The following is a 24,505-nucleotide window of genomic DNA, read 5'->3' on the forward strand; positions in this document are numbered from 1 at the left end:
ATTTGTGATGGAGATGGGGTTTTTGATAAATACAGCGGGGTGAGCCGGATTTTGCAGGCTAATAAGAGCAGAAATTAAGTGGTGTTAAACGGTATGGGTTTAGTGATGAAATTTATTGAATATATTGTTTTATCAATCGGTTAGCTTCAATTGCAAACAATTTAACCAGCATGTGAGCAGAGAGGTGTTAATTGTGCTACACTATGCGGCCGATAATCAAGGATAAAACATGAAAAAAGTCTCAATCATTGCTCAGTGCTTAATTAATGCTAAGAGTTTCAGTGAGATGTCCGAAGCTGAATCCTCGATAAAAAAGGTTTTCAACGACAGTTACGCCGAACACTCGTTTGATGAATGGAATACTGATGTTTCTACGTTGAGTGCAAACCGTATTATCAGCCTGGTGGCTGGTGCTTCCAAAGTTCGGGTCAGAGGGTTGATCCAAGAATTATGGAACCACTGATCCCAGACCTAGGGTTTTCAATAACCTGCTTACCATTTCACTACGCCAAGCATGCCAGCCATGCTGCGTGGTGAATGTTTATCCCCTGTATCTTTCTATTTCCTGCTTGTTTCGTTCTATTATTTCCTGCCACCCCGGCTTTTCTACTGAGTGAAAGTTGATTCGGTAAAAATAATCTGTGTAACGCTGGTCACTCCACGGTTTAATGCTGCCGGTTAAGGTAATCTAATGAGGTTGTATAACGCGGGGGGAGTGTATGTCATTTATTGATAGCATTAGAAAGCTGATTAGCAGCGTCAATGTGAAAATTAAGTGCCCGGACTGTGGAGCGACATCAGAACAAAATACAGAAAAAGTGCATAAAAATACGGCATTAGTCTGCCCCAAATGCGGCTGCTTATTTTTGCCTAAAGACAAACATTAGTGGTGGTGAAATTAGCCAAAGATCATCGATGCCCACCGCAACAGCATTAATGCCCCACAGATGCAAAGTAGTACCACAAACATCTTCCAATGTTTTGCATGTAAGCGTTTGCTTGCCATAGCCTTTATTTTACCTCGAGAGATTGGTTTGATTTGAAATTGTTTTGCGGGATTTATTTGTTTACCGCAATTTAGGTATAGTAGCGAAAATTTATGTTGATGCGAGAGTGAGTTTAGCGCGTTAACGTATAATATGAGCTGCATCAAGAATATTACGAATAGGAATACTGAAACTATGGCTGCAATTCCACAAAAATACGAAAACGCGGAACGTTGGGCTTTTGGTGATACCGAGCAAGTGGCCGATGATTTATTGGCGTTGGTTCTCAATGGCACGAAAACGGCAACCTGTGCGGCATTAGATGAAGATGGCGTTCCACAGGTGGGCGATGTGTTTGTGGTGGTGAATGGCCGCAATCAGCCGGTATGTGCAGTTGAGTTGACTGATGTCGATTTGAAAACCTTTGATCAGGTTGATGAAGCACATGCTTTAGCTGAAGGCGATCGCACTTTGGCTTATTGGCGTAAAACGCAACAGCGCTTTTTTGAAGAATACGATATGTTTTCCCCTGATATGATGCTGATTTGTATGCAATTCAAAGTGCTAGAAACATTCTGATAGCGCGGTTTGTGCTATCAATAATACCATATTTTGGGCCAGCAGCTCATATAAAAATGTTCAAGAATAAACCGCCACTCATAAAATTTATCTATGGGTGACGGCGCTTTAAAGCATTAAGTTACCCTCATTATCCAAGCGTCTTGCTGCCGGTCATAATGTTTTTTATAGAGCAGCTTGTCTTTGCCATCTAATGTCGCTGGAATACTGGTGTTTTCGTCCCAACCATCTAGCTGCATACACAATTCCGGATCCGATTTACACGGAATACTGATGGTATTTTCGCTTTTGTCCAGTGGTGCGGATAGCACTGCATCGTCAACTTCGAAATTTCTGATTTTTACCACAGTTCTTCCCATAAAGACTCCTTTCTGACCTGGTGGTATGAGGTGTGACCAGATTGGTCGCTTTATTGAGAATAGCCGAGGTTAAAAAAAGTGCCAGATTTTGTTGTTAAAAAAAGCAATGCGCTGTTAGCCAGGGAGTTCCGCTAAGTTAAACTGATTGCGCCCATTCTTTTTAGAATAGTAAAGCGCCTGATCAGCGGCGAGCATTAAATCGGCTTGATCAGTAATGCTGCTATGCAGATGGGATTGATAGACAGTGACACCAAGGCTTATGGTCACTTTGCGAAATTTACTTTCACTGTGTTTGATACCCATCGCCCGGATAGATTGCAAAATGTGCTCAGCAACCAAACTGGCCCCTTTTTGGTCAGTATCCGGCAAAATAGCTGCAAACTCCTCGCCACCATAGCGGGCAACAATATCCGTGCTGCGCTTCAATGATTTACGCAATGCTCGAGCCACTAGTCGTAGGCATGCATCACCTGAGATATGGCCATAGCAATCATTGAAATTTTTAAAGTAATCGATATCAATCATCAAAACCGCTAATGGTGAAGCTGAACGCCTTGCTCGCATAAATTCATGGGCTAGCACTTTTTTAAATTCCCGGCGATTAGGCAATTTAGTCAGCGAGTCGGTTCTGGCTTGAATTTCTAGGCGTCGGTTGGCCTTAATAAGCTTAAGTTCTAGTAACTTACGCTCATGGATATCTTCTGCAGTGCCGTACCAGCACTCGACATTACCGTGGTCATCTAGGCTGGGAACCGCGCGAATCCGCATCCAATTCCAGCCTTTTTCCACATGGCAAAAACGTATTTCAACGTCAAGTGGCTCCTGTGTTTGGAGTGAGTGTTCCCAACTTATCAAAGTGGGGTGGCGGTCATCGGCATGGATGGTTCGCAACCATCGGTCAGCCAGGGCTTCTTCACGGGTTAAGCCGGTGATTTTTTCAAAGCGCGAGCTGATATTGGTGATCATTCCATCCGGCGAGGCCGTCCAAGGGATTTGTGGGTTCAGCTCTACCATATTGCGATAATGCTGTTTGCTACTGCGCAGCTTCTCTTCCATCTTTTTCAATGCGGATATATCAATCATGGCAACAGACAGGCCACTTACCTGACCGCTCGGATAGCGGGCAACATTGATGCGCATGAAAAATACCCGTTGTTTATCCGGCATCTGAAACTCGGCATCAGGGATGCTGTCGTTGCTGTAGGCTTTTAGCAGGGCGCTTTGCAAAATAGGGATGATACTGGGCAAAAAATCAGCCACTTTCTGGCCATTCACGTCACTGGTTTTTTGGCCTAATAACTCCGCCAGATAGTCATTTACCGTCAGATAGCGCAAGGCGGTATCGATAAAACATAAGCCGGCTGGGGCGCTGGAATAAATTGATTCCAACTCAAACAGGCGTTTATGGGTGTCATGAGGTAACTCACTGAGATTACGGTCTATTCCCCGATAACCTTTGAATTCTCCCTTATCATCAAAAAGCGGAATCCCGCTGCTTTCAACCAGCACTTCACTGCCGTCTGCTCGGATGTTTCGGTTTTGTAACCCCACAAAAGGGATTCGTTGTGCCACAATTTTGGCAAATATCTTACCCACCCGGTAAGCCTCATCTTCGGGCATGAAATCAAACGGAGTTTTACCGATAACCTCTTGAGGAAGGCGGCCCAGTAGTTCGATAGATTTTGCAGATGAAAACGTATAACGGCCGGCAACATCAACTTCCCAGATCCAGTCTGAATTATTTTCGATGATATCCCGTAAGCTGTTCATTTCTTTTAACAGAGTAATGTCAGCTGATTTTTCCCGATTTTCATAATCAGTCATGATGCCCACTCCTGTTTAATCGCGGCTTTCCTTAAGTAGAAGTCTGTCGGCTATTATTTAAGCCCGCAGATTGTATAACAGGGACAGATTTAGTACAGTGCAATCGGAATTTTCTTATCTTTAAATTATTTCATGGCAATTATCACGCTGAGAAATAAAGGAAAATAACTGCGTGTAATTTTCATTTTGGGGAAGTACTGTCCCTGACAAAATTAACAATTAATACACAAGTACTAGGCTGACATTATCCTGATAGTTGCCGGGCGTCCGTTGGTTCTGACTGGGGTTAATCACGGCTTGATAAGGAACAAGTTGTGGATTGCCGGTGCCAGTCCCCGCCTGCATTGAGGTTGAATTCCATAGCGTGGTGCCTGATGCGCCCTGATACAGTTGATATTGCAAATAGTCAGTGACTGTGGAGGAACTTAATTTCATTTGTCGCCAATTGGCCACCGGGTTATCCCCAGCAGTGACATATGTATTAAAAGTCGAGCCTTTAGTGCAGGTGAGTGTGATATTTTGGCTGACAGGGTTGAATTGGCCGACTAAGGCAAAACTGCCAAAATTTACATCTGGCGAGCTATTAATGGCGCAATCTTTATTGACCACCAAGGTGACAGTGACGGAGGAAACATCAGTGCCAGTGCCATTTCCTGTCCAGGATCCTGCACAAATCCCCAAGGCACCTAACAGTTTACAAATATTGTAATGCCAAGCCAGATTAATAACATCGGTATAGGTTCCTGCACTGATATTGGTGCTGATTACCCCGTTATTGCCGGTGCGGATATAGATAGGTAAATTTGCACTCAGAGTTCCTAAATTAATAGATAACAGATTTGAACCGCTATAATTCAACTGACTGCCGACCGCTAGCGCTGGGCTAAATGTGCCGGTGCGATAAATAGAGTATGGGATGAGGTCGCCCGCCGCGTTTTTGAGGTTAAGATTATTGGTCGTGCTGGATATTGTTGCCGCCAAGGTAAATGAGCCTAATAGCGAAATAGATATTAATGCTCCGGTGCATGCCATGGCCGTGGTTCCTTGAGCATTGACCGCCGTGGTATTGGCGGTCAATGATGAACTCGGTGGTAGGGTGACGGTGCCGGGCGAAAAAGTGCAAGAGTCAGCTTGGGCGGCGGGGGTAATAAGCCCGATGAGTAATATCAGGATAGCGCCCATGACCGGGTGGTGATTGACACCCTTTGTTCCGATTCTATGCAGGATCATATTTTCTCCGTTATTTCCGCCATTATTGACACTTCAGGGTACCCATATCTTGTATTCCTGAACGGGCTTTCAGGGCGAACTGCAGATAGCAATAAGCACCATTATCCGCTCGGATTATTTTCAGTTTATTGTGTGGCTTTACTTGCTCAATGTAAGTCATTCCGTCCCAGCCGACATAACTGGCTGGTTGGGCACCCGAGGTAAATACTGGGCTACCTTTAGGTAAGTCTTTGCCGGATTCATCGGTAATACGCAGGGTGGCGGCGGTCATTTGCTCGAGTGGAAAGTCGACTAAGTAGCCGCTGCGTTCACTAATTGCCAAATTGCGCTCAACCTCTGGCATGGAGACATCCGCCGGTAGGCTCATGGGGTCAATTTGGAATTTCGCCTGATAATAAGAAGTCACATTAGGAATTAATAAATAGCCATCATCATTGGTGGTGCCTATCAACTGATTTTCGTAACTGACCGGAATTTGGCCAAAGCCACGGGTTGATACCAGTGCAAAAGCATCATTTATGGTGTTACTGGCATACACCCCATGGTTCATGACGACCACGGAACCACTCACTTCGCCCCAGCTCCGGTAGTCGCCAGTATTGCCATATACACCGACTCGGCTCTCCATCATCCGCGTGCGCCAAATGAGGTCAGCCTGTTGATAGCTGCTGTTTTCGCCGGTGCCATTCGCATAAGCCAGGTTCCAACCCAGCCCGCCGTTGGTCGGGGTCGCGCGGCTATAGTTGACCCGCTGGCTCCAGCTATTATTGGTGTCGCGTAGGCTACTGATGCTAGCCGCGCCCCAACCACCAAGAGGAATGCTGAACACCATCTGTGCGTTATAGCCTTTACTGCCCAACTCCCGGTTGACCGAGAGATAAAAGCTGGTATTGCCCAATACGGTGGTGCTGTAGCTCAGGTTCACCAGCCGCGTGCGCTCCCCCAATGCATCGCGCACATCAAAGTAACCTGAGCCGATAGACCCATATGCCCCCAATCCTAGGCTGCCGGTGATTTGGTCAGTCCGGCGACTGGGGCGGAATTCACTATTATAATTTGCAAGATCACCGTAGTTTTCACTGCGGTTAATACGCTGTGCATTTAGACTGAAAAATGCATTGCTATAGCTGTAGCCAAGTGAGTATTGATTACCGCGCCCTCCGTAGCGCTGAGTGGGGGACGATGGCAACGTATTGCTGTCGGTATCCGTGGGGGCTATCCCGCGGCCCAAAACCTCATCACCAGCATGACTGATGCTGTAAGAACTGTTTAGCACGCCATAATTTCCGACCCGCAAACTGACGCCGCTGCCCGCGACATTTAACTGCTTGGCGACATCAGACCGGCCTTCCAGTGTCAGCCAGGGCGTCGCACCGTAACGCAGCACTCCGCTAGCCACCGGCTCGCCGTAATCAGCAGAGCGAATACCGTAATTTTGGCGCAACATGCCGCTCGACAGGCTGAAATCCCATAAACCGGGCTTGAGCAAATCACTGGCAACATAGAAGGGAATTGAGGTGCTGACTTGACGCCCTAAAGCATCAGTGGTGACCACGGTCGCCTGACCTGCGCCATTGATTCTAGGGCCATTATCAATGACAAAAGGGCCGGGATTAACAGCGGCAGATTGTGTTCTAAAGTTATCAATATAGAGATCAACAGTGCTGGGGATGGCAGCTTGGCCGGCAAATTGGGGCAGTGGATAAGTCACTAAATCTGGGCGGATGGCAAAATTACGTGATATTTGCAGCCCCCCCAAACGTACTGAACTGCTCCACGCGAGTGAGCCGGTTATCAGGTCGCCAGCTGTGTAGCTTAGCATCTGATTTTCATCATTTAATCGCCACTGAGTATCATAACGGACATACCCTTTTTCGACGGTAATATTATCGGTATCCGTCAAGTTAGCGCGATAAATTCCGGTGTTACTGATCAAACCGAAGCGGTCAAACAGGCGCTGCTCAGTCCAGGCTGACGTGTTGCTGGGTTGGCCACTATTATTCCCTTGGCTGGCATAAACATCATAATTCAATAACAGGCCGAGACTGCTTTGAGCCCGCTGATAATCCTCGGTTGCGGCGCGGCTCACCCGCTGTTGAGGCAACCATTCGCTGGGGATATCAATGAGTAATTTCTGGCTGTCGCCTTGATAGGTAACATGCACTTTATCCATTGCATCAATAGCAACTTCCGCGCTATTTGACGTCGATGAGGGAAAACCCACCGCTTTTAACTGCTCAGGCGTCAAATAATAGTGTCCGTCGCGATACACCACGGGCACCGCTTCGCCGAAGTTACGCCCATTGACCACCAGCTCAAGATATAAGGTGGTGTCAGGCATTACCGCGGCGGCGGGCGGCGGCGGCAAATCCCCCGCTTTTACCGTCAGTGGTATGAATGCAGGGAATATCATTGAGGCATACATCAATGTCATAAATGGCGATAGCCTGAATTTGATAATCATCCCAGACCCTAACGTGTTGGCAGTTATTCCCGGTTATCAATGCACTAGCACTGCATTAATCAATAATGGCGCTCTATCCGGCCGGTTTATTGATGGGGGATAACTATAGGTTTAGGATTGCTATTCACTAGGGCAGTTAATGGCCCAGTACTGGCTGAAGCCGGAACTTGGAAACGCATTTCATTGCCCGGCAAAACATAGCCCATTAGCCCGCTATTCATGTTTCTATCTTGTAAGCTTACGCGGGAGATCCGGGCGTGGGTCTGCCCTTGATTGCGAATGGCCAGCCAGGTTTTACCGTTCTCTTGAATGATTTTGTAGCCGAGGCTCAGTGGGAAAAAGGTTGCCGGGTTATTGGCATCTTCAGCTTTCAGCCCCTCGCCATAGATAAACAGCGGGATGGAGTAGCGCATCTGAAATTTCAGCCCCATATTCAAATCCGGCGTGGCCGCGTCTTCATTGGGGTCTTTGCGCGGGATTTCATCAATCAGCACCCGGAATGCTTGCTCTTGGCCTGCGGGCACCTGGGTATTTTTAATCAGCCGAATCAACTGGCGCTTGCCGGGTAAAATTGTCGCAACTGGCGGGCTGGCAAGGATGGCTGATTGATGACTGTAATCTTCCTGCCCCGCTTTTTGTTGCCACCCTAATACGCGAATTTGCATGTAAACGGGCTGACTGTCTTTATTTTCCAGCCACAGCGCAGTGGCTTTCTCATGACTGTTTATCACCGGATCGATAGGCCAAATTAGCACCGAAGAGGCGGCGTAAAGTGAGCTGCTGGCCAATGTTGTCGCCGATAAAATCAGTAATGAGAGCGATGTTAATTTAATCATGGTGAACTCCTTGTCGATAAAGTACCCACATTAAATAAAGAGTAATTTAATAAGTGGCAGTCACTAATAAGGTATCTGTGTAATTTCCCGCCGTGGGCAGAGTGCTGGTGGCAAATAATTGCGCATATAAAATGATCTGCTGTAATGTGCTATTCGCGCTAATGACTTGCGCGGCTCCGCCGTTACTGCCATTGCCCCAAATCACACTGCGGGCGCTGTCTTGGAATACTTGATAAAATAGGTATTCGCCGGTGGCACTATTGAGTAACCGCCGACCCGCCGCGATATTGCCGGCAGTATTTGCACCACTATTTAGCGCCAAGGTAATGCTTGGTGTGCCACTGCATTGAATAATGATTGAACCGGCATTTTGGCTGGAGACAATATTAATTGCCGCTGACAATGACGAGACATTGCCAAAATTCAGGGTGCCAAAACTGCTGCTATCGGCAGTGCCACTCCCCAAAATACAGCCGGGTAATATTGTGGCTTTGACTGCGAAGGGGCTATTTAAGGTATCCCCATAACTATTAGCTATGGGCAAGCCCAGCAAACTCAGCACGAGTAATTGAATGAAGGTGGGGTAGAAACGGCTATGCATCATATTATTTCCTCCCTACCAGTTGACGGTGACTTGAATTGTGTCGGTGTAAACGCCCGCCGCTGGCGTGCTTTGTACGGGGATCAGCCCATACACGGGCAGGGTAGTGGGTTGCCCGGAAGCAACTTGTGATACCCCCACGGTATTATTCCAAATGTGGCTATGAGCGGAGTCGGTATACAGGTTGTAATTCACATGTTGACTGCTCGGCCCCCCGGCCAAATAGCGACTATTGACACTGCCGCTTTGCCCAGCACTGAGCAACACCGTAAAGCTGGTGTTTTTGCTGCATTGCACCGAAATTGCCCCGCCATTGGCCTGACCAATAACCGCTATCGGGGCGTTGAGCACGGTGGCGGAGCCAAAATTTAAGGTGCCAAAGGTGGTCGCGCCACTGACGGTGGTGCCCGCTATGCAGGTTGGCAATAAGGTGGCGTTGACGGTGATATTGGCGGTTTTAGAGACGGCATAAGCCGGATAAGTTCGCAGTAATAGCAGGCTGACGATAAGCCATAAAAGCCGTTTTTTATCGTCAGTCGCCAGCGAGCTATCCGGATAAGTGTCTAAGGTCATATTGGCTACCAATTGACAGTCACATTTACCGTATCGGTATAAGTGCTGACACTTGGCGTTGCTTGTACTGGCACTTCACTATAAACAGTCAGAGGAATGGCGGTACCTATCGCCGTCGCGGTGCCAGTGAGGAGGTCAGAGCCGGTAGTGCCCCATGCTTGGGAATACCCACTGTCTTTGAACAAATTATAATTAACAAACTCGCTGGTCCCGCCGGACAAACGGCGCTGGTTAGTCGATGCATGTGCACCATTATCAATGCCAATATTGTAGGCGGTGCCGGCACTACAATATAAATTCAATGCGCCATTGGTGGTGCTGCTGTAGGGCTGCCTGATGCGGGTATTTAACGTTGAGACGGTGCCGAAGTTGATGGTGCCTAAATTGGTCAAGCCGCCAGGGGTGGTGCCATCATTGACATAACATCCGGTAATAATTGTCAGTGTTGCGCCCAATGTCCCAGTGACCGAGCCCGCACTTTCTACTGGCGGGGCTGACTGTAATAAAACCATAGCACCAAGAATAAGTAAGGTTTTCTTCATTGTTTCATCCTTAATAATATAATTTACAGCCAAGTCATCTAGAGTTGAGTTGCGCCAATGACGTAGCGCAACCGATGTTTACGACACAAATGATTAAAAATCTAGATGATTAATTAATAGCAGCAAGATACGAAAAGTGTTCAATTTTAATCAAAAAATCACTCATCCATCTCATATCTATCATTTATTGTCTTTTGGGCTGGAAAAATAATAGGGGCGGCTAATTCCTTATATTAAAGTCAAATTGATGTTTTTGGCTTTTCATTCTTAATCTGAATCCTTTCAGCTACATTATAAATAGTGAAGTGAGTCTCTTTATTGATTAGTTTTATTTCTGAACTGGGTGACCGCTATTCCCAGCCCGAGCACAGCGAATAGGGCCGCCACACCGTAAGTCAATTGCATACCTTGGGTGATATTTATTGCGGTGGCGAATTGAATATCTTGAGAGGCAGCGGTGAAAGTAAAAACCGCCCCCATGACGGATGCGCCGGTGATAAGCCCGAGGTTACGCGAAAGATTCAACATGCCGGAAACCACACCGCGCCCATCCGCACTCACTGCTTTCATCATCCGAGTATTATTGGCGGTCTGGAAGATGGCGTAGCCGGCGGTCAGCACACACACTGGCACGATATAGCCGAGGATACCAAAATCAGTGGGGATGATTGCCAACAGCAGGGTGGCGACGGTTATTGCTGCCCAGCCACTGGTAACCATGATTTTATCGCCTAACTTGTCCACCCAATAGCCCGCGGGAATGCCGCTCAGCGCCGCCACAATTGGGCCGGCAGACATTGCTAACCCCACCCATTGCGCGGGTAAGTTCAGGGCGTGTGCAAGATAAAATGGCCCGACAATCAGGGTGGTCATCATGATGGTGGTGACCAGCGCGCTCATGATTAAGCCCGCACGTAACACCGGCTGATGCAATATTGCGCTCTGAATTAAGGGGGATTTTGCGCTCTTTTCTGCCCAGATAAATAATCCGCCGCTGATGGCTGCGGCCCCTAATAGCGCCCCATTATGAGCACTGAATGTGCCATGTCCGACGGTCATGGCCAGCGCATACAATGCAAGTGTGAGGCCCAACAGCAACATTCCGAGGGGATCAAAACCAGCATGGGCGAGCGGCAATGGTGTGTGATTGGCAGGCAAGTAATGTGAAATAAGGAACAAGGCCAGTAAGCCAAAAGGAATATTGATAAAAAACATGGCAGGCCAGCCGAAGCTGGCAATGAGTATGCCGCCAAGCGAGGGGCCAAGGGCGGTGCCGATAGCGGATACAGTGCCGAGTATCCCCATGGCGCGCCCGGTTTTTCCCTGACTGACGGTTTCACCCACCAGCGCCAAAGTGAGTGTCATCATGGCGGCGGCCCCCAGCCCTTGCAGGATGCGGGCGATAATCAATATGCCGATGGTGGGGGCAAATGCACAGCCCGCCGATGCTGCGGTGAACAGGGCGACCCCCAGCTTTAGCAACTGGCGCTTGTCGATAATATCCCCCATGCGGCCAATACTGATGGCCGAGGTAGTGATGGCCAGTAAATAGGCCAATATCACCCACTGGGCCTCTTGAAAAGAAGCCGGCAAAGTTTGTGTTAATGTGGGCAACCCAACATTGGCGATGCTGGTGGCTAATGAGGAAAGCAACATCGGCAGTGCGAGGCTGAGCATCGTTTTGCGTAGTGCGGCGTTTTCAACAGTCAGTGAATGGCTAGTGCGGGTATGCATTTTCATTGATTAGCGGGCTCCTAAAAATCCTCTTCAGGAGACTATTTCATTGCATGACAGGGCGGAAGACGCACGAAATGCAGCTTATTGCTGCATGCAACGCCATGTCCGGGCGGATTGTGCTAGAGTCAAAGGATGACAAAACCTGATCTCAATTTATTAATCACACTCAATGTGCTGCTGGCAGAAGGCAGCGTGGTGCGCGCCGCCCAACGGTTGGGGTTGAGTCCGTCGGCCATGAGCCGAGCGCTGGCGAGATTGCGCCAGACCACCGGTGACCCGCTGTTGGTGAGAGCAGGCCGGGTGCTCGTTGCTACCCCCCGAGCACTTGAGTTACGTGAGCAAGTCAGCCAATTGGTGCAGGACGCCACCTCCGTGCTACGCCCAGCGGAGAAGCTCGATCTTGCACAGCTAACACGTATTTTTACCTTGCGCACCAGTGATGGTTTTGTCGAAAACTTTGGCGCGGCATTGTTGGCGCGTGTGAGTCGAGATGCACCGGGTGTGCAGTTGCGCTTTATACAAAAGATGAACAAAGACAGTGCATTACTGCGCGATGGCAGTGTGGATCTGGAGACCGGGGTGGTCGGTGCTGCGGCTAGCCCTGAATTGCGTACTCGGGCATTATTTCGTGATGGTTTTATCGGTGTTGTCAGGGCCGGGCATGGGTTGAGCAGCGCAGAGATAACCCCCGCACGATATGCTGCCCAACGCCATATTATCATTTCGCGCCGTCAAGGCCATAAAGGGCCACTCGATGATAGTTTACAATTATTGGGGCTTGAAAGGCGCGCGGCGGCTTATGTTGACGGCATCTCGACCGCGTTGGCATTAGCGCAAGGCTCGGATTTAGTGGCCACGGTGCCCGAACGGCATACCTTGAATTTGCGCACTGGGATGTTCAGTTTCCCACTGCCCGTCACCTCACCGATTATCACGGTTTCTATGCTTTGGCACCCGCGAATGGATGCGGACTCAGCACACCGCTGGTTGCGCCAATGTGTGTTGGATATTTGTGGTAATCCCTATCAGGACGGCACACTTACGTCCCCCTGATAGGTCATTAAAATTAGAACCGGGGTATCGCGGTTCCCCAACTTCGCCACTCTTTCGGCTCTTCCGGGTTCAGTAAGAAATGTTGATTCACACTGGCTTTCGGTGCCAGCGGTGTGGTCGGCGGCGTGGCGAAAGCAATACCACCGCGAATAAACTGCTGGAAAGTGCCGCTTTTCACAACACCGCCCGTCAGGCCAAATTCAAGGTTATAGCCCGATGCCAGCCAGAAAACCGAATTCTGCCGCACAAGCTGTTGGAATTTCTGACTGATACGCAGCGAAACTTGTACTCGGTCAGACATGGCCCCCAGATTAAACCCTGTGACCGTGCCCACTTCCAGCCCACGAAACAGCACCGGTGTGCCGATTTGCAATGAACCCGCCTCGGCGGTGTCGAGAATAATACTCAGACCGTCCAGATAGCGCGAATCGGTAATGGTGGCGGTTTGTAGCTCAAATGACCGCAATATGCCGCCGTTGCCCGGCTCCACATTAATGTAGGGCTGGAACAGGGTCTCGAGGTTATTGACCCCGGCGGCGGAGATCTGCGGTGAAACAATCGAGAAGCGCGTCCCAGCACGGGCAAAGCTTTGAACATATTCGGGATAGAGCACAGCTTTGGCTAGCACTTCATTGCGCTCGGGGGCTAACTTGAGTGAATCAACCTGCCCAATATTGATACCCAGATAGCGAATTGGCATACCTGCGGCCAATTTGCTGGCATCAAAAGTACGTAAGATAATCTGGCTGCCGACCGCCCGCGCGGCGGTTTCATTCGCATAAAGGGTGCGTTTCGCGCCTTTGTCTAGTGTGACTCCCTCGAGGTTATCAAAGCTGATTGCCCCTTTTAATGCCCGATTCAGCGGCGAGGCTTGCACACTCAGACCGCTGCCATTTAACTGGACTTTCGCTCCCCCCTCAGCCCAGAAAATGCTTTTGTCGGTCAGTAACTTGCGATACTCCGGCTGAATGTACACCTCCACTTCAAACTCATTGGCTTTCGGCTTGATATGGGTAATTTCCCCCACCTGAAATTTGCGATACAACACCACGGAGCCGGTTTGCACATCAGGCAGGCTGGTCGCCGTCAGGGTTAGCGTAGTGGCTGGCTGGTTGCCTAAGATCCCATCTGTCGCTTTATCGACACTGCTATACAGCGGATATTTGCTAAGCGCTTCGCCTTTGCCGCCCGGTAGAATCAAAATCCCGCCATCAATCCACTCCTGCGCACTGGCACCTTGTATATCAACGCCATCAATGCCAAGTTTTACATCAATGCGGCTGTTAACCACAAACTTACTGTCTTGGTGCACCAGATGCCGATATTTTGCTTCAATGGCTGCGCTAAAACTCACGCCATTGGCCGATAGCTCGCGAGTTAATACCTGACCAATTTTAATACCATGCAGTGAAATGGGCTGGCCGACATCAATGCCATAGCTTTCAGGTGCTGTTAATTGCAATTCGAGCACATTGGGTTGTTGTAACAGGCTTTTACTGCTGGGCAGCACACTAAAGCGCTGTTGCGGCGCGCCTTCGCCGGGGATAAGTTCTAGGGTATTGCCGGTTAACAATTCACTTAATTTGGCATCATTAAGACTGATTCGTGGGCTATTCATTTCAATGCGCGTGCCGCTGCGCATTAAATTCACCACCGACGGGTCAATGGTCAGCTCGCCGGTAACTTTGCTGTCCGGCTGGAGTGTCATTTTGGTCAGGGTGCCTACTTGTAATCCCTGATAAATCAACGGAGTGCGCCCCTCACTCAAGCTGCTGCCACTCGGTAAATCCAAGGTGATAGCCACGCCGCGCTGGCTATGCGCCAAATCAGCGTAAAGCTGGAAAGGCTGGTCTGGCTTGGCATCCTGACTGTTTGGCGGAGAGTCAAAGGCGATCGCGCCATTGACTAATGCAGCCAGACTTTCCATTTGCACTGATGCACCACTTAGGCTGAAATCCCCTTTAAAACCAGACACATTCCAGAAGCGAGTGTCGTTTTTGACCAGTTTGGCAAAGCGCCGGTCAATCAGCACATCAATGACGACTCCGTTATTATCAGGTGCGATGTTGTAATCGTAGACTTTACCCACCGGAATTTTACGGTAATACACGAGCGAGCCGCTGTTTAGCGAGCCTAAATCCGGCGCATGCAGATGAATCATCAACTCGCCAGTATTCAGGCGAAATTTGGGCTGAGTATCTAATGCAGTAAAGTGGCTCTGCGGTTTACCCTCGCCCGGCATCATCCCGATATAGTTGCCGCCCACCAATGCATCCAGGCCGGAAACCCCAGCCAGCGAGGCTTTGGGGGTCACTAACCAGAATTGCGTTCCTTCCCGGAGTGAGTCTTCCATGTCATTTTTGATACTGGCGGTCACTTTAATATTACGCAGGTCATCATCCAGACTAATGGATTGCACGATCCCGACTTCCACACCTTGGTAGCGAATCGGGGTTCGCCCGGCCACAATCCCCGCCGCGGATTGGAAATCAATGGTGACTTCGGTGCCACGTTCTTGCCAATTGTTATAAACCAGCCAGCCGGCAATCAGCAGGGCAATAAAGGGCAATAACCAGAAAGGCGATATCCGGCGTTTATGTTTAATTTGTGCCTCAGTCGGTGTACTCGGCGTTTCCTGTTGCATGTGCATCCCAAATCAATCGGCTATCCAGCCACTCAACGGCCAGGATAGTCAAAATGACCGCAGACCCAAAATAGAAGGCTGCAGGCCCCATAGTGAAAGAAAGGAGCTGATCACGATTAATCAGCGACATCATTAATGCAATAACAAAGAGGTCTAACATTGACCAGCGGCCAATCCAGGTGATCAAGCGCAGCAGCCGCATGCGCGTTTTCAAGCTATGCTGCGTCTTGAGATGGATACTCAGCAGTAAGGTTAGCAAGACAATGATTTTGGTAAAAGGCACCAGCACACTGGCGATAAACACCACGGCCGCAATCGGCAGATTACCGGATGAAGCCAAAGAAACCACGCCAGAGAAAATAGTATCCTCCATGCGGGTGCCATTGGCATAAACAATTGATATCGGGAGTAAGTTGGCGGGCAATAGCAACACGATAGAGGCCAGTAATGCCGCCCAGGTTTTTTGGATGCTGTGGCGGCGGCGATGGCGCAAAGGAATATGGCAACGTGGGCAGCGCCCCAGGGCATCAGGGTGCCCAGTATAATGACAAGAGAGGCAAACGCGCAGGGTTTCTCGCGGGCCGGGGGGCTGCTCTTGTGGATAAAACCGCTCCCACAATTGTTCCAAATTCAAATGCACCAGTGCCAGAATACTAAGCAAGGTTAAGGTCAGATAGGCGATTAGCCCAGTCCCGGGCATGATGTCGGCATATTCTTTGACTTTAATGCAGGCCACGACCATACCAATAAGATAGATATCCAGCATCACCCACTCTTTCAATCTCTCGAGCATCAGCAAGATTGGCCGCAAATTCATACCTATCCGGCTGCCAATGCGCAGATACAGAATTGAAATGGTGAGTGTCATCGGGGCGCCCAGAATGCAAAATGCCACCATACTGGCCGTGATGGGGTGGCCTTGGCGACTCATTTGCCAGATTCCCTCCAGCAAACTGGCATCAATGCGCGTGCCGAGCAGGCGGATAGTAATCAGTGGCTCGGTAAACGCAAATGGCATCAGCAATAGCATGGCGACGGCAATCGCGGTCAGGCGTGTCAGTGACCAATCGCGCCCACTGGCAATTTTTGCACTGCACCGCGGGCAATACGCGGCCTGCCTGCTATTTAGTGCCGGCAAGGTAAACAGCGCATCACACTGGCAGCATCGTTGCACGCGCGCTGTTGACAATGGGCGTTGAATGGCATGAATCTTCATCTAATAAACACCCTGGCACCGATATCGGTCTATAAAGAATAGCGCGGATGGTAGCAGAGCAAGGCATCAAAACAAGCGGCAAAAAGGGGCAAACTTCGGCGATGGGCAACTCTTTTATAGCTTAAGCGCTGAATAACCTTGTAGCTAAGCGCATTTAATGATTATTTTATATAAGCTAAGCGTAACAATTGCCTCTGGCTATTCTTAGGTTTCTAACGGTCATTACATGAAAAAAGCAGAATTCTACGCGGAATTAAAACGTGACTTGAGTGCTCTGATTGCCGGTGAAACCAATTTCATCGCCACATTGGCTAATGCCAGCGCCTTACTGTATGAACGCCTTGAGGGTTTGAATTGGGCGGGGTTTTACTTGCTCGAGGGGAATCAATTGGTGCTCGGCCCTTTCCAGGGCAAAATCGCCTGCGTGCGAATTCCTGTCGGGAAGGGGGTATGTGGCACTGCCGTGGCAGAAAATCGCGTTCAGCGGGTGGGGGATGTGCATGCTTTCCCCGGTCATATCGCTTGTGATGCCGCCAGTAATGCAGAAATTGTGCTGCCAATCACAGTTAAGGGAAAAGTTATCGGCGTTTTGGATATCGATAGCATTGTTTATGATCGTTTCGATAACGACGACGAATTAGGCTTAACCTCAGTCGTGGCGGGGCTTTGCGAGCATCTTGAACTGTGTGATAGTTCAAAATATGTCACACAGACTGCAAGTTGATATACGGATAACGTGGCAATTGCTGATGGCGTCATTATAATGACGCCTGTTCATGCCTGCGGCTTGTTGGCAACCCGTTGTAATCAGGAAATTTCATGGAAAATCAACCTAAGTTGAACAGTAGTAAAGAAGTCATAGCCTTTTTGGCTGAGCGATTCCCGCTTTGTTTCACCGCCGAGGGCGAAGCACGTCCACTGAAGATCGGTATTTTTCAAGATCTGGTCGAACGTGTTCAGGGTGAAGAGAATTTAAGTAAAACGCAATTGCGTTCTGCGCTGCGTCTCTACACCTCAAGCTGGCGTTATCTTTATGGGGTCAAAGTTGGTGCTGAACGTGTTGATCTGGATGGCAACCCTTGTGGTGTGCTGGAAGAGCAACATGTCGAGCATGCCCGCAAACAGCTGGAAGAGGCGAAAGCCCGTGTTCAAGCGCAACGTGCTGAACAACAAGCTAAAAAGCGCGAAGCTGCCATTGCTGCGGGTGAAACTCCAGAGCCACGTCGCCCACGTCCAGCAGGTAAAAAACCTGCGCCGCGTCGTGAAGCGGGGGCACCGGTGGAAAACCGCAAGCCTCGTCAGTCACCGCGTCCACAACAAGCTCGGCCACCTCGCCCACAGGCCGAGGAAAACCAGCCACGCCCTGTGCCGGTCACAGATATCTCTAAACTGCAAATTGGTCAAGAAATCAAAGTCAGAGCAGGTAAGAGTGCGATGGACGCAACCGTATTAGAAATCGCTAAAGATGGCGTACGGGTGCAGCTGTCTTCCGGTCTGGCGATGATTGTGCGCGCAGAACACTTGCAGTTCTGATACGGAGGCCAACTTAGGCATGAACAAATTTGTCAGACTAACAGCAATCGCAGGCTTGTTACTGGCGGGCGCAAGTTACGCGGCTGATACAACGTATCGAGCCGACCAACTGCCTCAATTACACCAGGAACCAGAGCATGCAACCGTGAGTGAGCGCGTAACATCGCGCTTCACTCGCTCCCATTATCGCCAATTTGCCTTGGACTCCGAGTTTTCCGCCAAAATATTTGATCGCTTCCTCAACATGCTGGATTACAGCCATAATGTGTTGTTGGCATCAGATGTGGCACAGTTCGCGGATAAAAAACATTCGCTGGACGGTGAGTTAAAATCCGGCCAGTTAGATACGCCCTATGCGTTATTCAATTTGGCGCAAAAACGCCGTTTTGAGCGTTATCAATATGCATTGTCTGTGCTAGACAGGCCGATGGATTTCACGGGTAATGACACCATTGATATTGATCGCAGCAAAGCCCCTTGGCCGACCAGTACCGCCGAGCTGAACAAGCTTTGGGACGCAAAAGTTAAATATGATCAGCTCAATTTGAAGTTAACCGGTAAAACGGATAAAGAAATCAAAGAGACGCTGACCAAGCGCTATCAGGCCGCCATTAAGCGCTTGACGCAAAGTAACAGTGAAGACGTCTTCCAGTTGATTATGAATGCGTTTGCTCACGAAATTGACCCGCATACTAATTACCTGTCGCCACGCAATACTGAACAGTTCAACACCGAGATGAGTCTGTCTCTGGAGGGGATTGGTGCAGTCTTGCAAATGGATGATGATTACACATTGATCAACTCTATGGTTCCGGGTGGCCCGGCGGCGAAAAGTAAAACTATCGCGGTGGGTGATCGGGTTATCGGTGTCGGCCAAACCGGCAAACCGATGGTGGATGTCATCGGCTGGCGCCTTGATGATGTTGTGGCGCTGATTAAAGGGCCGAAAGGCAGTAAAGTGCGGTTGGAAATTTTACCTGCCGGTAAAGGAACCAAACCCCGCACTGTGACTTTGACGCGAGAACGTATTCGTCTGGAAGACCGTGCGGTGAAAATGTCGGTGAAAACCATCGGCAAAGAGCGCGTCGGTGTACTGGATATTCCTGGTTTTTATGTTGGCCTGACAGAAGATGTTAAGGTGCAGCTGCAAAAACTAGAAAAACAGAATGTTAGCAGCATTATCATCGACTTACGCAGCAATGGTGGTGGCGCTCTGACTGAGGCGGTTGCGCTATCTGGTCTGTTTATTCCGAGCGGCCCAGTGGTGCAAGTTCGTGATAACAATGGCAAAGTACGCGAAGATAGTGATACTGACGGCGTGGTGTACTACAAAGGCCCGCTGGTGGTATTGGTTGACCGCTATAGTGCGTCTGCATCCGAGATTTTCGCCGCCGCTATGCAAGATTATGGCCGCGCCTTAATCGTGGGTGAGCCTACCTTTGGTAAAGGAACCGTGCAGCAGTATCGCTCGCTGAATCGTATTTACGATCAGATGCTGCGCCCTGAATGGCCGGCATTGGGGTCACTGCAATACACTATCCAGAAGTTCTATCGGGTAGATGGCGGCAGTACTCAACGTAAAGGCGTTACCCCAGATATTGTGATGCCAACGGGGGTTGACCCGGCGGAAACCGGTGAAAGTTTCGAAGATAATGCCTTGCCTTGGGATAGCATCAATGCTGCCAGCTATACCAAGACGGGTGATTTGAAACCACTGGAGCCAGAGTTACTCAAAGTGCATGCTGCGCGCATCGCCATTGATCCTGAATTCCAGCATATTCAGCAAGATATTGAACGTTATAAGGCGCTGAAAGATAAGAAAAACATTGTTTCTCTCAACTATGCCCAGCGCGAGAAAGAGAATCATGATGATGATGCTACCCGTCTGAACCGCTTAAATGAGCGCTTTAAACGTGAAGGCAAAAAGCCCTTGAAGTCATTGGACGATTTGCCAAAAGACTATCAGGAGCCGGACCCTTATCTGGATGAAACTGTTCATATTGCACTGGATTTAGCCCATAAAGAAAAAGCGCAACCGCAGGTTGAATCTCAACCGGTAACCCCTGCGACAGCAGCCGCAGCAAAATAGTTAGCGGCTGATATGAATAATCCGGGTTCTATTGAGCCCGGATTTTTTTTGGCTTTTTTTAGCGCTAGGCTAATGTATTGGCGAAAAAACAGCTGAATATGTAATGAAAAGTATCCAAATTTGTAAAGTTATGTTGATTTATGCTGTTAGAACTTAACAAGCCTTGAAAATTTATCAGATGCCCATACGATCAGCATATCCCAGCAGTCATTTGGTTAAGTCACCGCTAAGTTGATGGCCATTATGACTTAATGCTTATTTTGACTTAATGCAGTGTCGATTTAGTCCGATCGCCAATTAACACAATAAGGAAATAAATTTTTATGATGCGTATCGCTCTGTTCCTTCTCACCAACCTGGCCGTTATGTTGGTGTTCGGGTTGGTGCTTAGCTTGACAGGTATCCAGTCCAGCAGTGTGCAGGGGCTGATGATTATGGCCGGTCTGTTTGGTTTTGGCGGCGCATTTGTGTCGTTGCTGATGTCCAAATGGATGGCTTTGCGCTCCGTGGGGGGCGAGGTTATTGAGCAGCCACGTAATGAAACTGAGCGCTGGTTGCTCGAGACGGTGCGTCGCCAGTCACAGCAGGCCGGTATTGCCATGCCGCAGGTGGCTATTTATCAAGCTCCTGATATTAATGCTTTCGCTACCGGTGCCCGTCGTGATGCATCACTGGTGGCTGTCAGTACCGGTTTGTTGCAAAACATGAGCCGCGATGAAGCAGAGGCGGTTATTGCCCATGAAATCAGTCATGTGGCGAATGGTGATATGGTCACCATGACCTTGATTCAAGGTATTGTGAATACATTTGTTATTTTCATTTCGCGTCTGATTGCACAGGTGGCCGCCGGCTTCTTGTCGGGAGATCGTGATAATGAGGGAAGCAGCTCGGGTAACCCGATGGTTTACTTCGCCGTCTCAATGGTATTGGAGCTGGTGTTTGGTATTCTTGCCAGCATTATTACCATGTGGTTCTCGCGTCATCGTGAATTCCATGCTGACGCCGGTTCGGCGAGACTGGTGGGGCGCGAGAAGATGATAGCGGCATTGCAGCGGCTGAAAACCAGCTATGAACCGCAGGAAACGGGGAGCATGATGGCTTTCTGCATTAACGGTAAATCTAAATCATTCAGCGAGTTGTTTATGTCCCATCCGCCGCTGGACAAACGTATTGAAGCTTTGCGTTCTGGTGAATACCTGAAGTAACCCGCCTTGAAACTCAATATAAAACCCCGCTTCGGCGGGGTTTTTTAGTACTAAAGTCGGATTAACTGCGTTTTTGACTCACTCGCAGTAGGCTAACCAGTGCCGCGATACTGGCGAAGCCGCCGGCGAGGATGAGCGAGGCGTGGGTGCCGTTGTCAGCAAACAGATTAAACATCAAAGCAACCAATGCCGCCCCGGATGTCTGGCCCAATAGGCGCGCAGTACCTAGCATCCCACTGGCCCCTCCGCTGCGATGTTGTGGGGCGGCGGAGATAATGGTGTGGTTGTTGGGGGCCTGAAACAGACCAAAACCTGCACCACACAGCACCATACGCCAGATAATATCCAAATCGCTGGGGTTGGCAGGCAAGATGGCCAGCAAGAACAAACCACTGGCGAACACTGCCAAACCAATCCCTCCGAGCAATCCGGCATGATAGCGCTCCACTAAACGGCCAGCGATCGGTGCGACCACCATGGTGGCCAGCGGCCAAGGGGTTAAGAGCAAGCCGGTGGCAACTTCATCACGCGCCAACACGGTTTGCAGGAAGAAAGGCAGTGAAACCATGGCTAGCATCTGTGCGGCAAAAGAACAAACGGAGGTGCCAATTGACAGCGCAAAAATAGGAATGCGCAGTAAATCGACCGGCAACAAGGGGAAAGGTTGCTTGAGTTGGCGGCGCACAAAGAAAAAGCCAATCACTAGCAATGCAATGACTTCAACGGCAATTAATGTCGGGCTCTGTTCTTGGGCAAAACCACTGATGGCAGTTATCAGTAAACCGAATGTCAGCGCATTCATAATGCAGCTGGTGATATCAAAACGGTTACCGTTGCTCTTCATATTGTTGGCTGGCAAGTACTTCATGCCCAAGCCCCAGGCCACCAATCCGATCGGCACATTAATGGCAAATAGCCACTGCCAGGATGCAACCGACAGCACTGCGGCGGCAATGGTGGGGCCTGCGGCGGCTGAAACCGCCACAATTAAGGCATTAATACCGATACCTCGGCCTAACTGGGCTTTGGGATAAATAATGCGGATCAGGGCGGTGTTCACACTCATCAGTGCGGCAGCCCCCAATCCTTGCAATATGCGAGCCAATGTCAGTGTCCATAAGGAGTCGGACAGGGCGCAAAACAGCGATGTCACACTAAACACCAGTAAACCGGCTTGATAAACCCGCCGATAGCCAATGATGTCACCCAATGATGCCATCGAGAGCAAAGATACCGTAATGGCAAGCTGATAAGCATTTACCACCCAAATAGACGTGGCTGGGCTGGCATTCAGGTCACGGGCTATCGTCGGTAACGCGACGTTGGCAATAGTGCCGTCCAGCACCGCAATCATAATACCTAAAGCAATAACGAAGATGGCGGCATAGCGCTGGGGAACCGGCATTCCATCGGTGGCTGATGGGGTCATAGGTTTTGTCTGTAAAAATAATAAGGTAAGTGAATCTTTCTATGCTAACGGCTATTGTGTTTGAATGCATCCTGACAAGTCGGGTTATTTGTAAAAGACCATTTTACGGCCAAGCATCGTCGCAACAGAGTATCGCAAAGAAAAGCCTCTCCCGCTCAGTGAGATTAACAAGCTGATAATGACCGTAATTTGTTAAAATCAGTAAAAATAGAACCGCGATCACGGAAAAATGAAACATCGTTTCTATAATGTGAGATAGTATTAGCCGAACAGGTTTCCCTGCGGGCAAATTTTAATTCTCTGATGATTTTAAGGACTTTCCGGATGGCTAAAGGTAAACAAATCCCCCTGACATTTCATACTTATCAGGATGCCTCTACCGGTGCACAAGTTACACGGCTGACACCGCCAGATGTGACTTGCCACCGTAACTATTTCTATCAAAAGTGTTTCACTCGTGATGGTAGCAAACTGTTGTTTGGCGGTGCTTTTGATGGCCCGTGGAACTACTATTTGCTGGATCTTAACACTCAGGTGGCAACACAACTGACAGAAGGGCGCGGTGACAATACCTTTGGTGGTTTCTTGTCTCCGGAGGATGATGCGCTGTTTTATGTCAAAGATGGCCGTAATCTGATGCGCGTAGACCTGGCTTCCTTGGCAGAAAGTGTGGTTTATCAGGTGCCAGAAGAGTGGGTTGGCTATGGTACTTGGGTGGCAAACTCAGATTGCACCAAACTGGTTGGCATTGAGATCAAACGTGAAGATTGGCAGCCACTGACCGACTGGAAGAAATTCCACGAGTTCTATTTCACCAAACCGTGCTGCCGCTTGATGCGTGTTGATCTTAAAACGGGCGAATCTGCGGTTATTTTGCAAGAAAATCAATGGCTCGGTCACCCTATCTATCGCCCATATGATGATAATACCGTGGCGTTTTGCCATGAAGGGCCACATGATTTGGTTGATGCCCGCATGTGGCTAATCAATGAAGATGGCAGCAATATGCGCAAGGTGAAAACCCATGCGGAAGGTGAGAGCTGTACCCATGAATTCTGGGTGCCAGATGGCTCGGCCTTGGTGTATGTCTCTTACTTAAAAGGTAGCACAGACCGCTTCATTTGCAGTGCTGACCCAGAGACATTGGAAAATCGTCAGTTGACCTCCATGCCCGCCTGTTCACATCTGATGAGTAACTATGATGGCTCATTGATGGTCGGCGATGGCTCTGATGCGCCGGTTGATGTACAAGACGACAGTGGCTATAAAATCGAAAATGATCCTTTCTTGTATGTTTTCAATATGAAGAATGGTACTCAGCATCGTGTTGCCCGCCACGACACTTCATGGAAAGTATTTGAAGGTGATCGCCAGGTCACCCATCCACATCCTTCCTTTACACCTGATGATAAGCAAGTGCTGTTTACCTCAGATGTTCACGGTAAACCGGCCCTATATTTAGCCACATTACCTGAATCAGTCTGGAAATAGTTGAATTTTGCACTAGCCTCTTTCTTGGAAAGAGGCTAATTTGCTGTCTGCAAGGCTTTTATCCGATTATTCACATTGGTTTATTGCACAGTCTCGCGACTTCCCTTTATAATA

The 24,505-nt window shown here is 49.2% G+C and carries 22 protein-coding genes; 9 read left to right on the top strand and 13 right to left on the bottom strand.

The genetic code is table 11. From position 1 onward, the window contains the following. Positions 1–229: 229 nt before the first annotated feature. Positions 230–463, top strand: a complete 234-nt coding sequence (locus D5F51_RS07495; protein ID WP_025378460.1) for a hypothetical protein — start codon at positions 230–232, stop codon at positions 461–463. A gap of 256 nt (positions 464–719) precedes the next feature. Then, the gene (locus tag D5F51_RS22655) at positions 720–887 is read left to right on the top strand and encodes a YnfU family zinc-binding protein (RefSeq protein ID WP_214609812.1); all 168 of its coding nucleotides are present in this window, start codon (positions 720–722) and stop codon (positions 885–887) included. 11 nt (positions 888–898) lie between these two features. Here the strand turns inward: D5F51_RS22655 and yniD are convergent, their stop codons facing one another. After that, positions 899–1,006: a small membrane protein YniD gene (gene yniD, locus D5F51_RS22730; RefSeq protein ID WP_087769657.1), complete on the bottom strand. Its 108-nt coding sequence runs from the start codon at positions 1,004–1,006 to the stop codon at positions 899–901. A gap of 175 nt (positions 1,007–1,181) precedes the next feature. Here yniD and D5F51_RS07500 point away from each other — a divergent pair, with 175 nt between their 5' ends. Further along, the gene (locus D5F51_RS07500) at positions 1,182–1,565 is read left to right on the top strand and encodes an ASCH domain-containing protein (protein WP_129196032.1); all 384 of its coding nucleotides are present in this window, start codon (positions 1,182–1,184) and stop codon (positions 1,563–1,565) included. A gap of 116 nt (positions 1,566–1,681) precedes the next feature. Here the strand turns inward: D5F51_RS07500 and D5F51_RS07505 are convergent, their stop codons facing one another. The 9 genes from D5F51_RS07505 to D5F51_RS07545 all read right to left on the bottom strand — a co-directional run bounded on the left by D5F51_RS07505 (position 1,682) and on the right by D5F51_RS07545 (position 11,734). Then, positions 1,682–1,924, bottom strand: a complete 243-nt coding sequence (locus D5F51_RS07505; RefSeq protein WP_025378458.1) for a DUF1480 family protein — start codon at positions 1,922–1,924, stop codon at positions 1,682–1,684. A gap of 114 nt (positions 1,925–2,038) precedes the next feature. Continuing rightward, positions 2,039–3,748: a sensor domain-containing diguanylate cyclase gene (locus tag D5F51_RS07510; RefSeq protein WP_129196033.1), complete on the bottom strand. Its 1,710-nt coding sequence runs from the start codon at positions 3,746–3,748 to the stop codon at positions 2,039–2,041. A 219-nt stretch (positions 3,749–3,967) separates the two neighbouring features. Next, the gene (locus tag D5F51_RS07515; protein ID WP_129196034.1) at positions 3,968–4,978 is read right to left on the bottom strand and encodes a Csu type fimbrial protein; all 1,011 of its coding nucleotides are present in this window, start codon (positions 4,976–4,978) and stop codon (positions 3,968–3,970) included. A gap of 22 nt (positions 4,979–5,000) precedes the next feature. Further along, positions 5,001–7,442 carry a fimbria/pilus outer membrane usher protein gene (locus tag D5F51_RS07520; RefSeq protein ID WP_129196035.1) on the bottom strand — a complete coding sequence of 814 codons (2,442 nt, stop codon included), beginning with the start codon at positions 7,440–7,442 and terminating at the stop codon, positions 5,001–5,003. A gap of 86 nt (positions 7,443–7,528) precedes the next feature. Beyond that, on the bottom strand, positions 7,529–8,278 hold the full coding sequence (locus D5F51_RS07525) for a fimbrial biogenesis chaperone (protein ID WP_129196036.1): 750 nt from the start codon (positions 8,276–8,278) through the stop codon (positions 7,529–7,531). Positions 8,279–8,324: 46 nt separating this feature from the next. Continuing rightward, a complete protein-coding gene (locus D5F51_RS07530; protein WP_129196037.1) occupies positions 8,325–8,882 on the bottom strand; it encodes a Csu type fimbrial protein in 558 nt (185 codons plus the stop codon). 12 nt (positions 8,883–8,894) lie between these two features. Further along, positions 8,895–9,452 (bottom strand): Csu type fimbrial protein, encoded by a 558-nt coding sequence (locus D5F51_RS07535; protein WP_129196038.1) that lies wholly within the window; start codon positions 9,450–9,452, stop codon positions 8,895–8,897. Positions 9,453–9,457: 5 nt separating this feature from the next. Then, positions 9,458–9,994: a Csu type fimbrial protein gene (locus D5F51_RS07540; RefSeq protein ID WP_025378451.1), complete on the bottom strand. Its 537-nt coding sequence runs from the start codon at positions 9,992–9,994 to the stop codon at positions 9,458–9,460. A 315-nt stretch (positions 9,995–10,309) separates the two neighbouring features. After that, on the bottom strand, positions 10,310–11,734 hold the full coding sequence (locus D5F51_RS07545) for an MFS transporter (protein WP_129196039.1): 1,425 nt from the start codon (positions 11,732–11,734) through the stop codon (positions 10,310–10,312). Positions 11,735–11,863: 129 nt separating this feature from the next. On the opposite strand from D5F51_RS07545, the gene D5F51_RS07550 reads away from it, so the two are divergent. After that, positions 11,864–12,784 (top strand): LysR family transcriptional regulator, encoded by a 921-nt coding sequence (locus D5F51_RS07550; protein WP_129196040.1) that lies wholly within the window; start codon positions 11,864–11,866, stop codon positions 12,782–12,784. A gap of 13 nt (positions 12,785–12,797) precedes the next feature. Here the strand turns inward: D5F51_RS07550 and D5F51_RS07555 are convergent, their stop codons facing one another. Both D5F51_RS07555 and yebS read right to left on the bottom strand, forming a co-directional pair. After that, on the bottom strand, positions 12,798–15,428 hold the full coding sequence (locus tag D5F51_RS07555) for a PqiB family protein (protein WP_129196041.1): 2,631 nt from the start codon (positions 15,426–15,428) through the stop codon (positions 12,798–12,800). After that, positions 15,397–16,644, bottom strand: a complete 1,248-nt coding sequence (gene yebS, locus D5F51_RS07560; protein ID WP_129196042.1) for a membrane integrity lipid transport subunit YebS — start codon at positions 16,642–16,644, stop codon at positions 15,397–15,399. The genes D5F51_RS07555 and yebS overlap by 32 nt, the downstream gene beginning before the upstream one ends. Before the next feature lie 226 nt (positions 16,645–16,870). On the opposite strand from yebS, the gene D5F51_RS07565 reads away from it, so the two are divergent. The 4 genes from D5F51_RS07565 (at position 16,871) to htpX (ending at position 21,471) form a co-directional block, all read left to right on the top strand. Continuing rightward, positions 16,871–17,368, top strand: a complete 498-nt coding sequence (locus tag D5F51_RS07565) for a GAF domain-containing protein (protein WP_025378447.1) — start codon at positions 16,871–16,873, stop codon at positions 17,366–17,368. Positions 17,369–17,463: 95 nt separating this feature from the next. After that, positions 17,464–18,177 (top strand): RNA chaperone ProQ, encoded by a 714-nt coding sequence (gene proQ, locus D5F51_RS07570; RefSeq protein WP_004706516.1) that lies wholly within the window; start codon positions 17,464–17,466, stop codon positions 18,175–18,177. A 19-nt stretch (positions 18,178–18,196) separates the two neighbouring features. Beyond that, the gene (gene prc, locus D5F51_RS07575) at positions 18,197–20,266 is read left to right on the top strand and encodes a carboxy terminal-processing peptidase (RefSeq protein ID WP_129196043.1); all 2,070 of its coding nucleotides are present in this window, start codon (positions 18,197–18,199) and stop codon (positions 20,264–20,266) included. Between the two features lie 323 nt (positions 20,267–20,589). Next, positions 20,590–21,471, top strand: a complete 882-nt coding sequence (gene htpX, locus D5F51_RS07580; protein ID WP_129196044.1) for a protease HtpX — start codon at positions 20,590–20,592, stop codon at positions 21,469–21,471. A 61-nt stretch (positions 21,472–21,532) separates the two neighbouring features. Here the strand turns inward: htpX and D5F51_RS07585 are convergent, their stop codons facing one another. Continuing rightward, positions 21,533–22,900, bottom strand: a complete 1,368-nt coding sequence (locus D5F51_RS07585) for an MFS transporter (protein ID WP_129196045.1) — start codon at positions 22,898–22,900, stop codon at positions 21,533–21,535. Positions 22,901–23,224: 324 nt separating this feature from the next. Between D5F51_RS07585 and ogl the strand changes: the two genes are divergently transcribed. Beyond that, a complete protein-coding gene (ogl, locus tag D5F51_RS07590) occupies positions 23,225–24,391 on the top strand; it encodes an oligogalacturonate lyase (RefSeq protein WP_025378443.1) in 1,167 nt (388 codons plus the stop codon). The last annotated feature ends 114 nt before the right edge of the window (positions 24,392–24,505 follow it).

It is taken from the genome of Yersinia hibernica (assembly GCF_004124235.1).
In the GTDB taxonomy this organism is placed as follows: Bacteria; Pseudomonadota; Gammaproteobacteria; order Enterobacterales; family Enterobacteriaceae; genus Yersinia; species Yersinia hibernica.

What these genes read in the sequence shown, in the direction of transcription:
- D5F51_RS07495 (WP_025378460.1), top strand. Translation starts at nt 230, where the DNA reads ATGAAAAAAGTCTCAATCATTGCTCAGTGCTTAATTAATGCTAAGAGT.
- D5F51_RS22655 (WP_214609812.1), top strand. Translation starts at nt 720, where the DNA reads ATGTCATTTATTGATAGCATTAGAAAGCTGATTAGCAGCGTCAATGTG.
- yniD (WP_087769657.1), bottom strand. Translation starts at nt 1,006, where the DNA reads ATGGCAAGCAAACGCTTACATGCAAAACATTGGAAGATGTTTGTGGTA.
- D5F51_RS07500 (WP_129196032.1), top strand. Translation starts at nt 1,182, where the DNA reads ATGGCTGCAATTCCACAAAAATACGAAAACGCGGAACGTTGGGCTTTT.
- D5F51_RS07505 (WP_025378458.1), bottom strand. Translation starts at nt 1,924, where the DNA reads ATGGGAAGAACTGTGGTAAAAATCAGAAATTTCGAAGTTGACGATGCA.
- D5F51_RS07510 (WP_129196033.1), bottom strand. Translation starts at nt 3,748, where the DNA reads ATGACTGATTATGAAAATCGGGAAAAATCAGCTGACATTACTCTGTTA.
- D5F51_RS07515 (WP_129196034.1), bottom strand. Translation starts at nt 4,978, where the DNA reads ATGATCCTGCATAGAATCGGAACAAAGGGTGTCAATCACCACCCGGTC.
- D5F51_RS07520 (WP_129196035.1), bottom strand. Translation starts at nt 7,442, where the DNA reads ATGATTATCAAATTCAGGCTATCGCCATTTATGACATTGATGTATGCC.
- D5F51_RS07525 (WP_129196036.1), bottom strand. Translation starts at nt 8,278, where the DNA reads ATGATTAAATTAACATCGCTCTCATTACTGATTTTATCGGCGACAACA.
- D5F51_RS07530 (WP_129196037.1), bottom strand. Translation starts at nt 8,882, where the DNA reads ATGATGCATAGCCGTTTCTACCCCACCTTCATTCAATTACTCGTGCTG.
- D5F51_RS07535 (WP_129196038.1), bottom strand. Translation starts at nt 9,452, where the DNA reads ATGACCTTAGACACTTATCCGGATAGCTCGCTGGCGACTGACGATAAA.
- D5F51_RS07540 (WP_025378451.1), bottom strand. Translation starts at nt 9,994, where the DNA reads ATGAAGAAAACCTTACTTATTCTTGGTGCTATGGTTTTATTACAGTCA.
- D5F51_RS07545 (WP_129196039.1), bottom strand. Translation starts at nt 11,734, where the DNA reads ATGAAAATGCATACCCGCACTAGCCATTCACTGACTGTTGAAAACGCC.
- D5F51_RS07550 (WP_129196040.1), top strand. Translation starts at nt 11,864, where the DNA reads ATGACAAAACCTGATCTCAATTTATTAATCACACTCAATGTGCTGCTG.
- D5F51_RS07555 (WP_129196041.1), bottom strand. Translation starts at nt 15,428, where the DNA reads ATGCAACAGGAAACGCCGAGTACACCGACTGAGGCACAAATTAAACAT.
- yebS (WP_129196042.1), bottom strand. Translation starts at nt 16,644, where the DNA reads ATGAAGATTCATGCCATTCAACGCCCATTGTCAACAGCGCGCGTGCAA.
- D5F51_RS07565 (WP_025378447.1), top strand. Translation starts at nt 16,871, where the DNA reads ATGAAAAAAGCAGAATTCTACGCGGAATTAAAACGTGACTTGAGTGCT.
- proQ (WP_004706516.1), top strand. Translation starts at nt 17,464, where the DNA reads ATGGAAAATCAACCTAAGTTGAACAGTAGTAAAGAAGTCATAGCCTTT.
- prc (WP_129196043.1), top strand. Translation starts at nt 18,197, where the DNA reads ATGAACAAATTTGTCAGACTAACAGCAATCGCAGGCTTGTTACTGGCG.
- htpX (WP_129196044.1), top strand. Translation starts at nt 20,590, where the DNA reads ATGATGCGTATCGCTCTGTTCCTTCTCACCAACCTGGCCGTTATGTTG.
- D5F51_RS07585 (WP_129196045.1), bottom strand. Translation starts at nt 22,900, where the DNA reads ATGACCCCATCAGCCACCGATGGAATGCCGGTTCCCCAGCGCTATGCC.
- ogl (WP_025378443.1), top strand. Translation starts at nt 23,225, where the DNA reads ATGGCTAAAGGTAAACAAATCCCCCTGACATTTCATACTTATCAGGAT.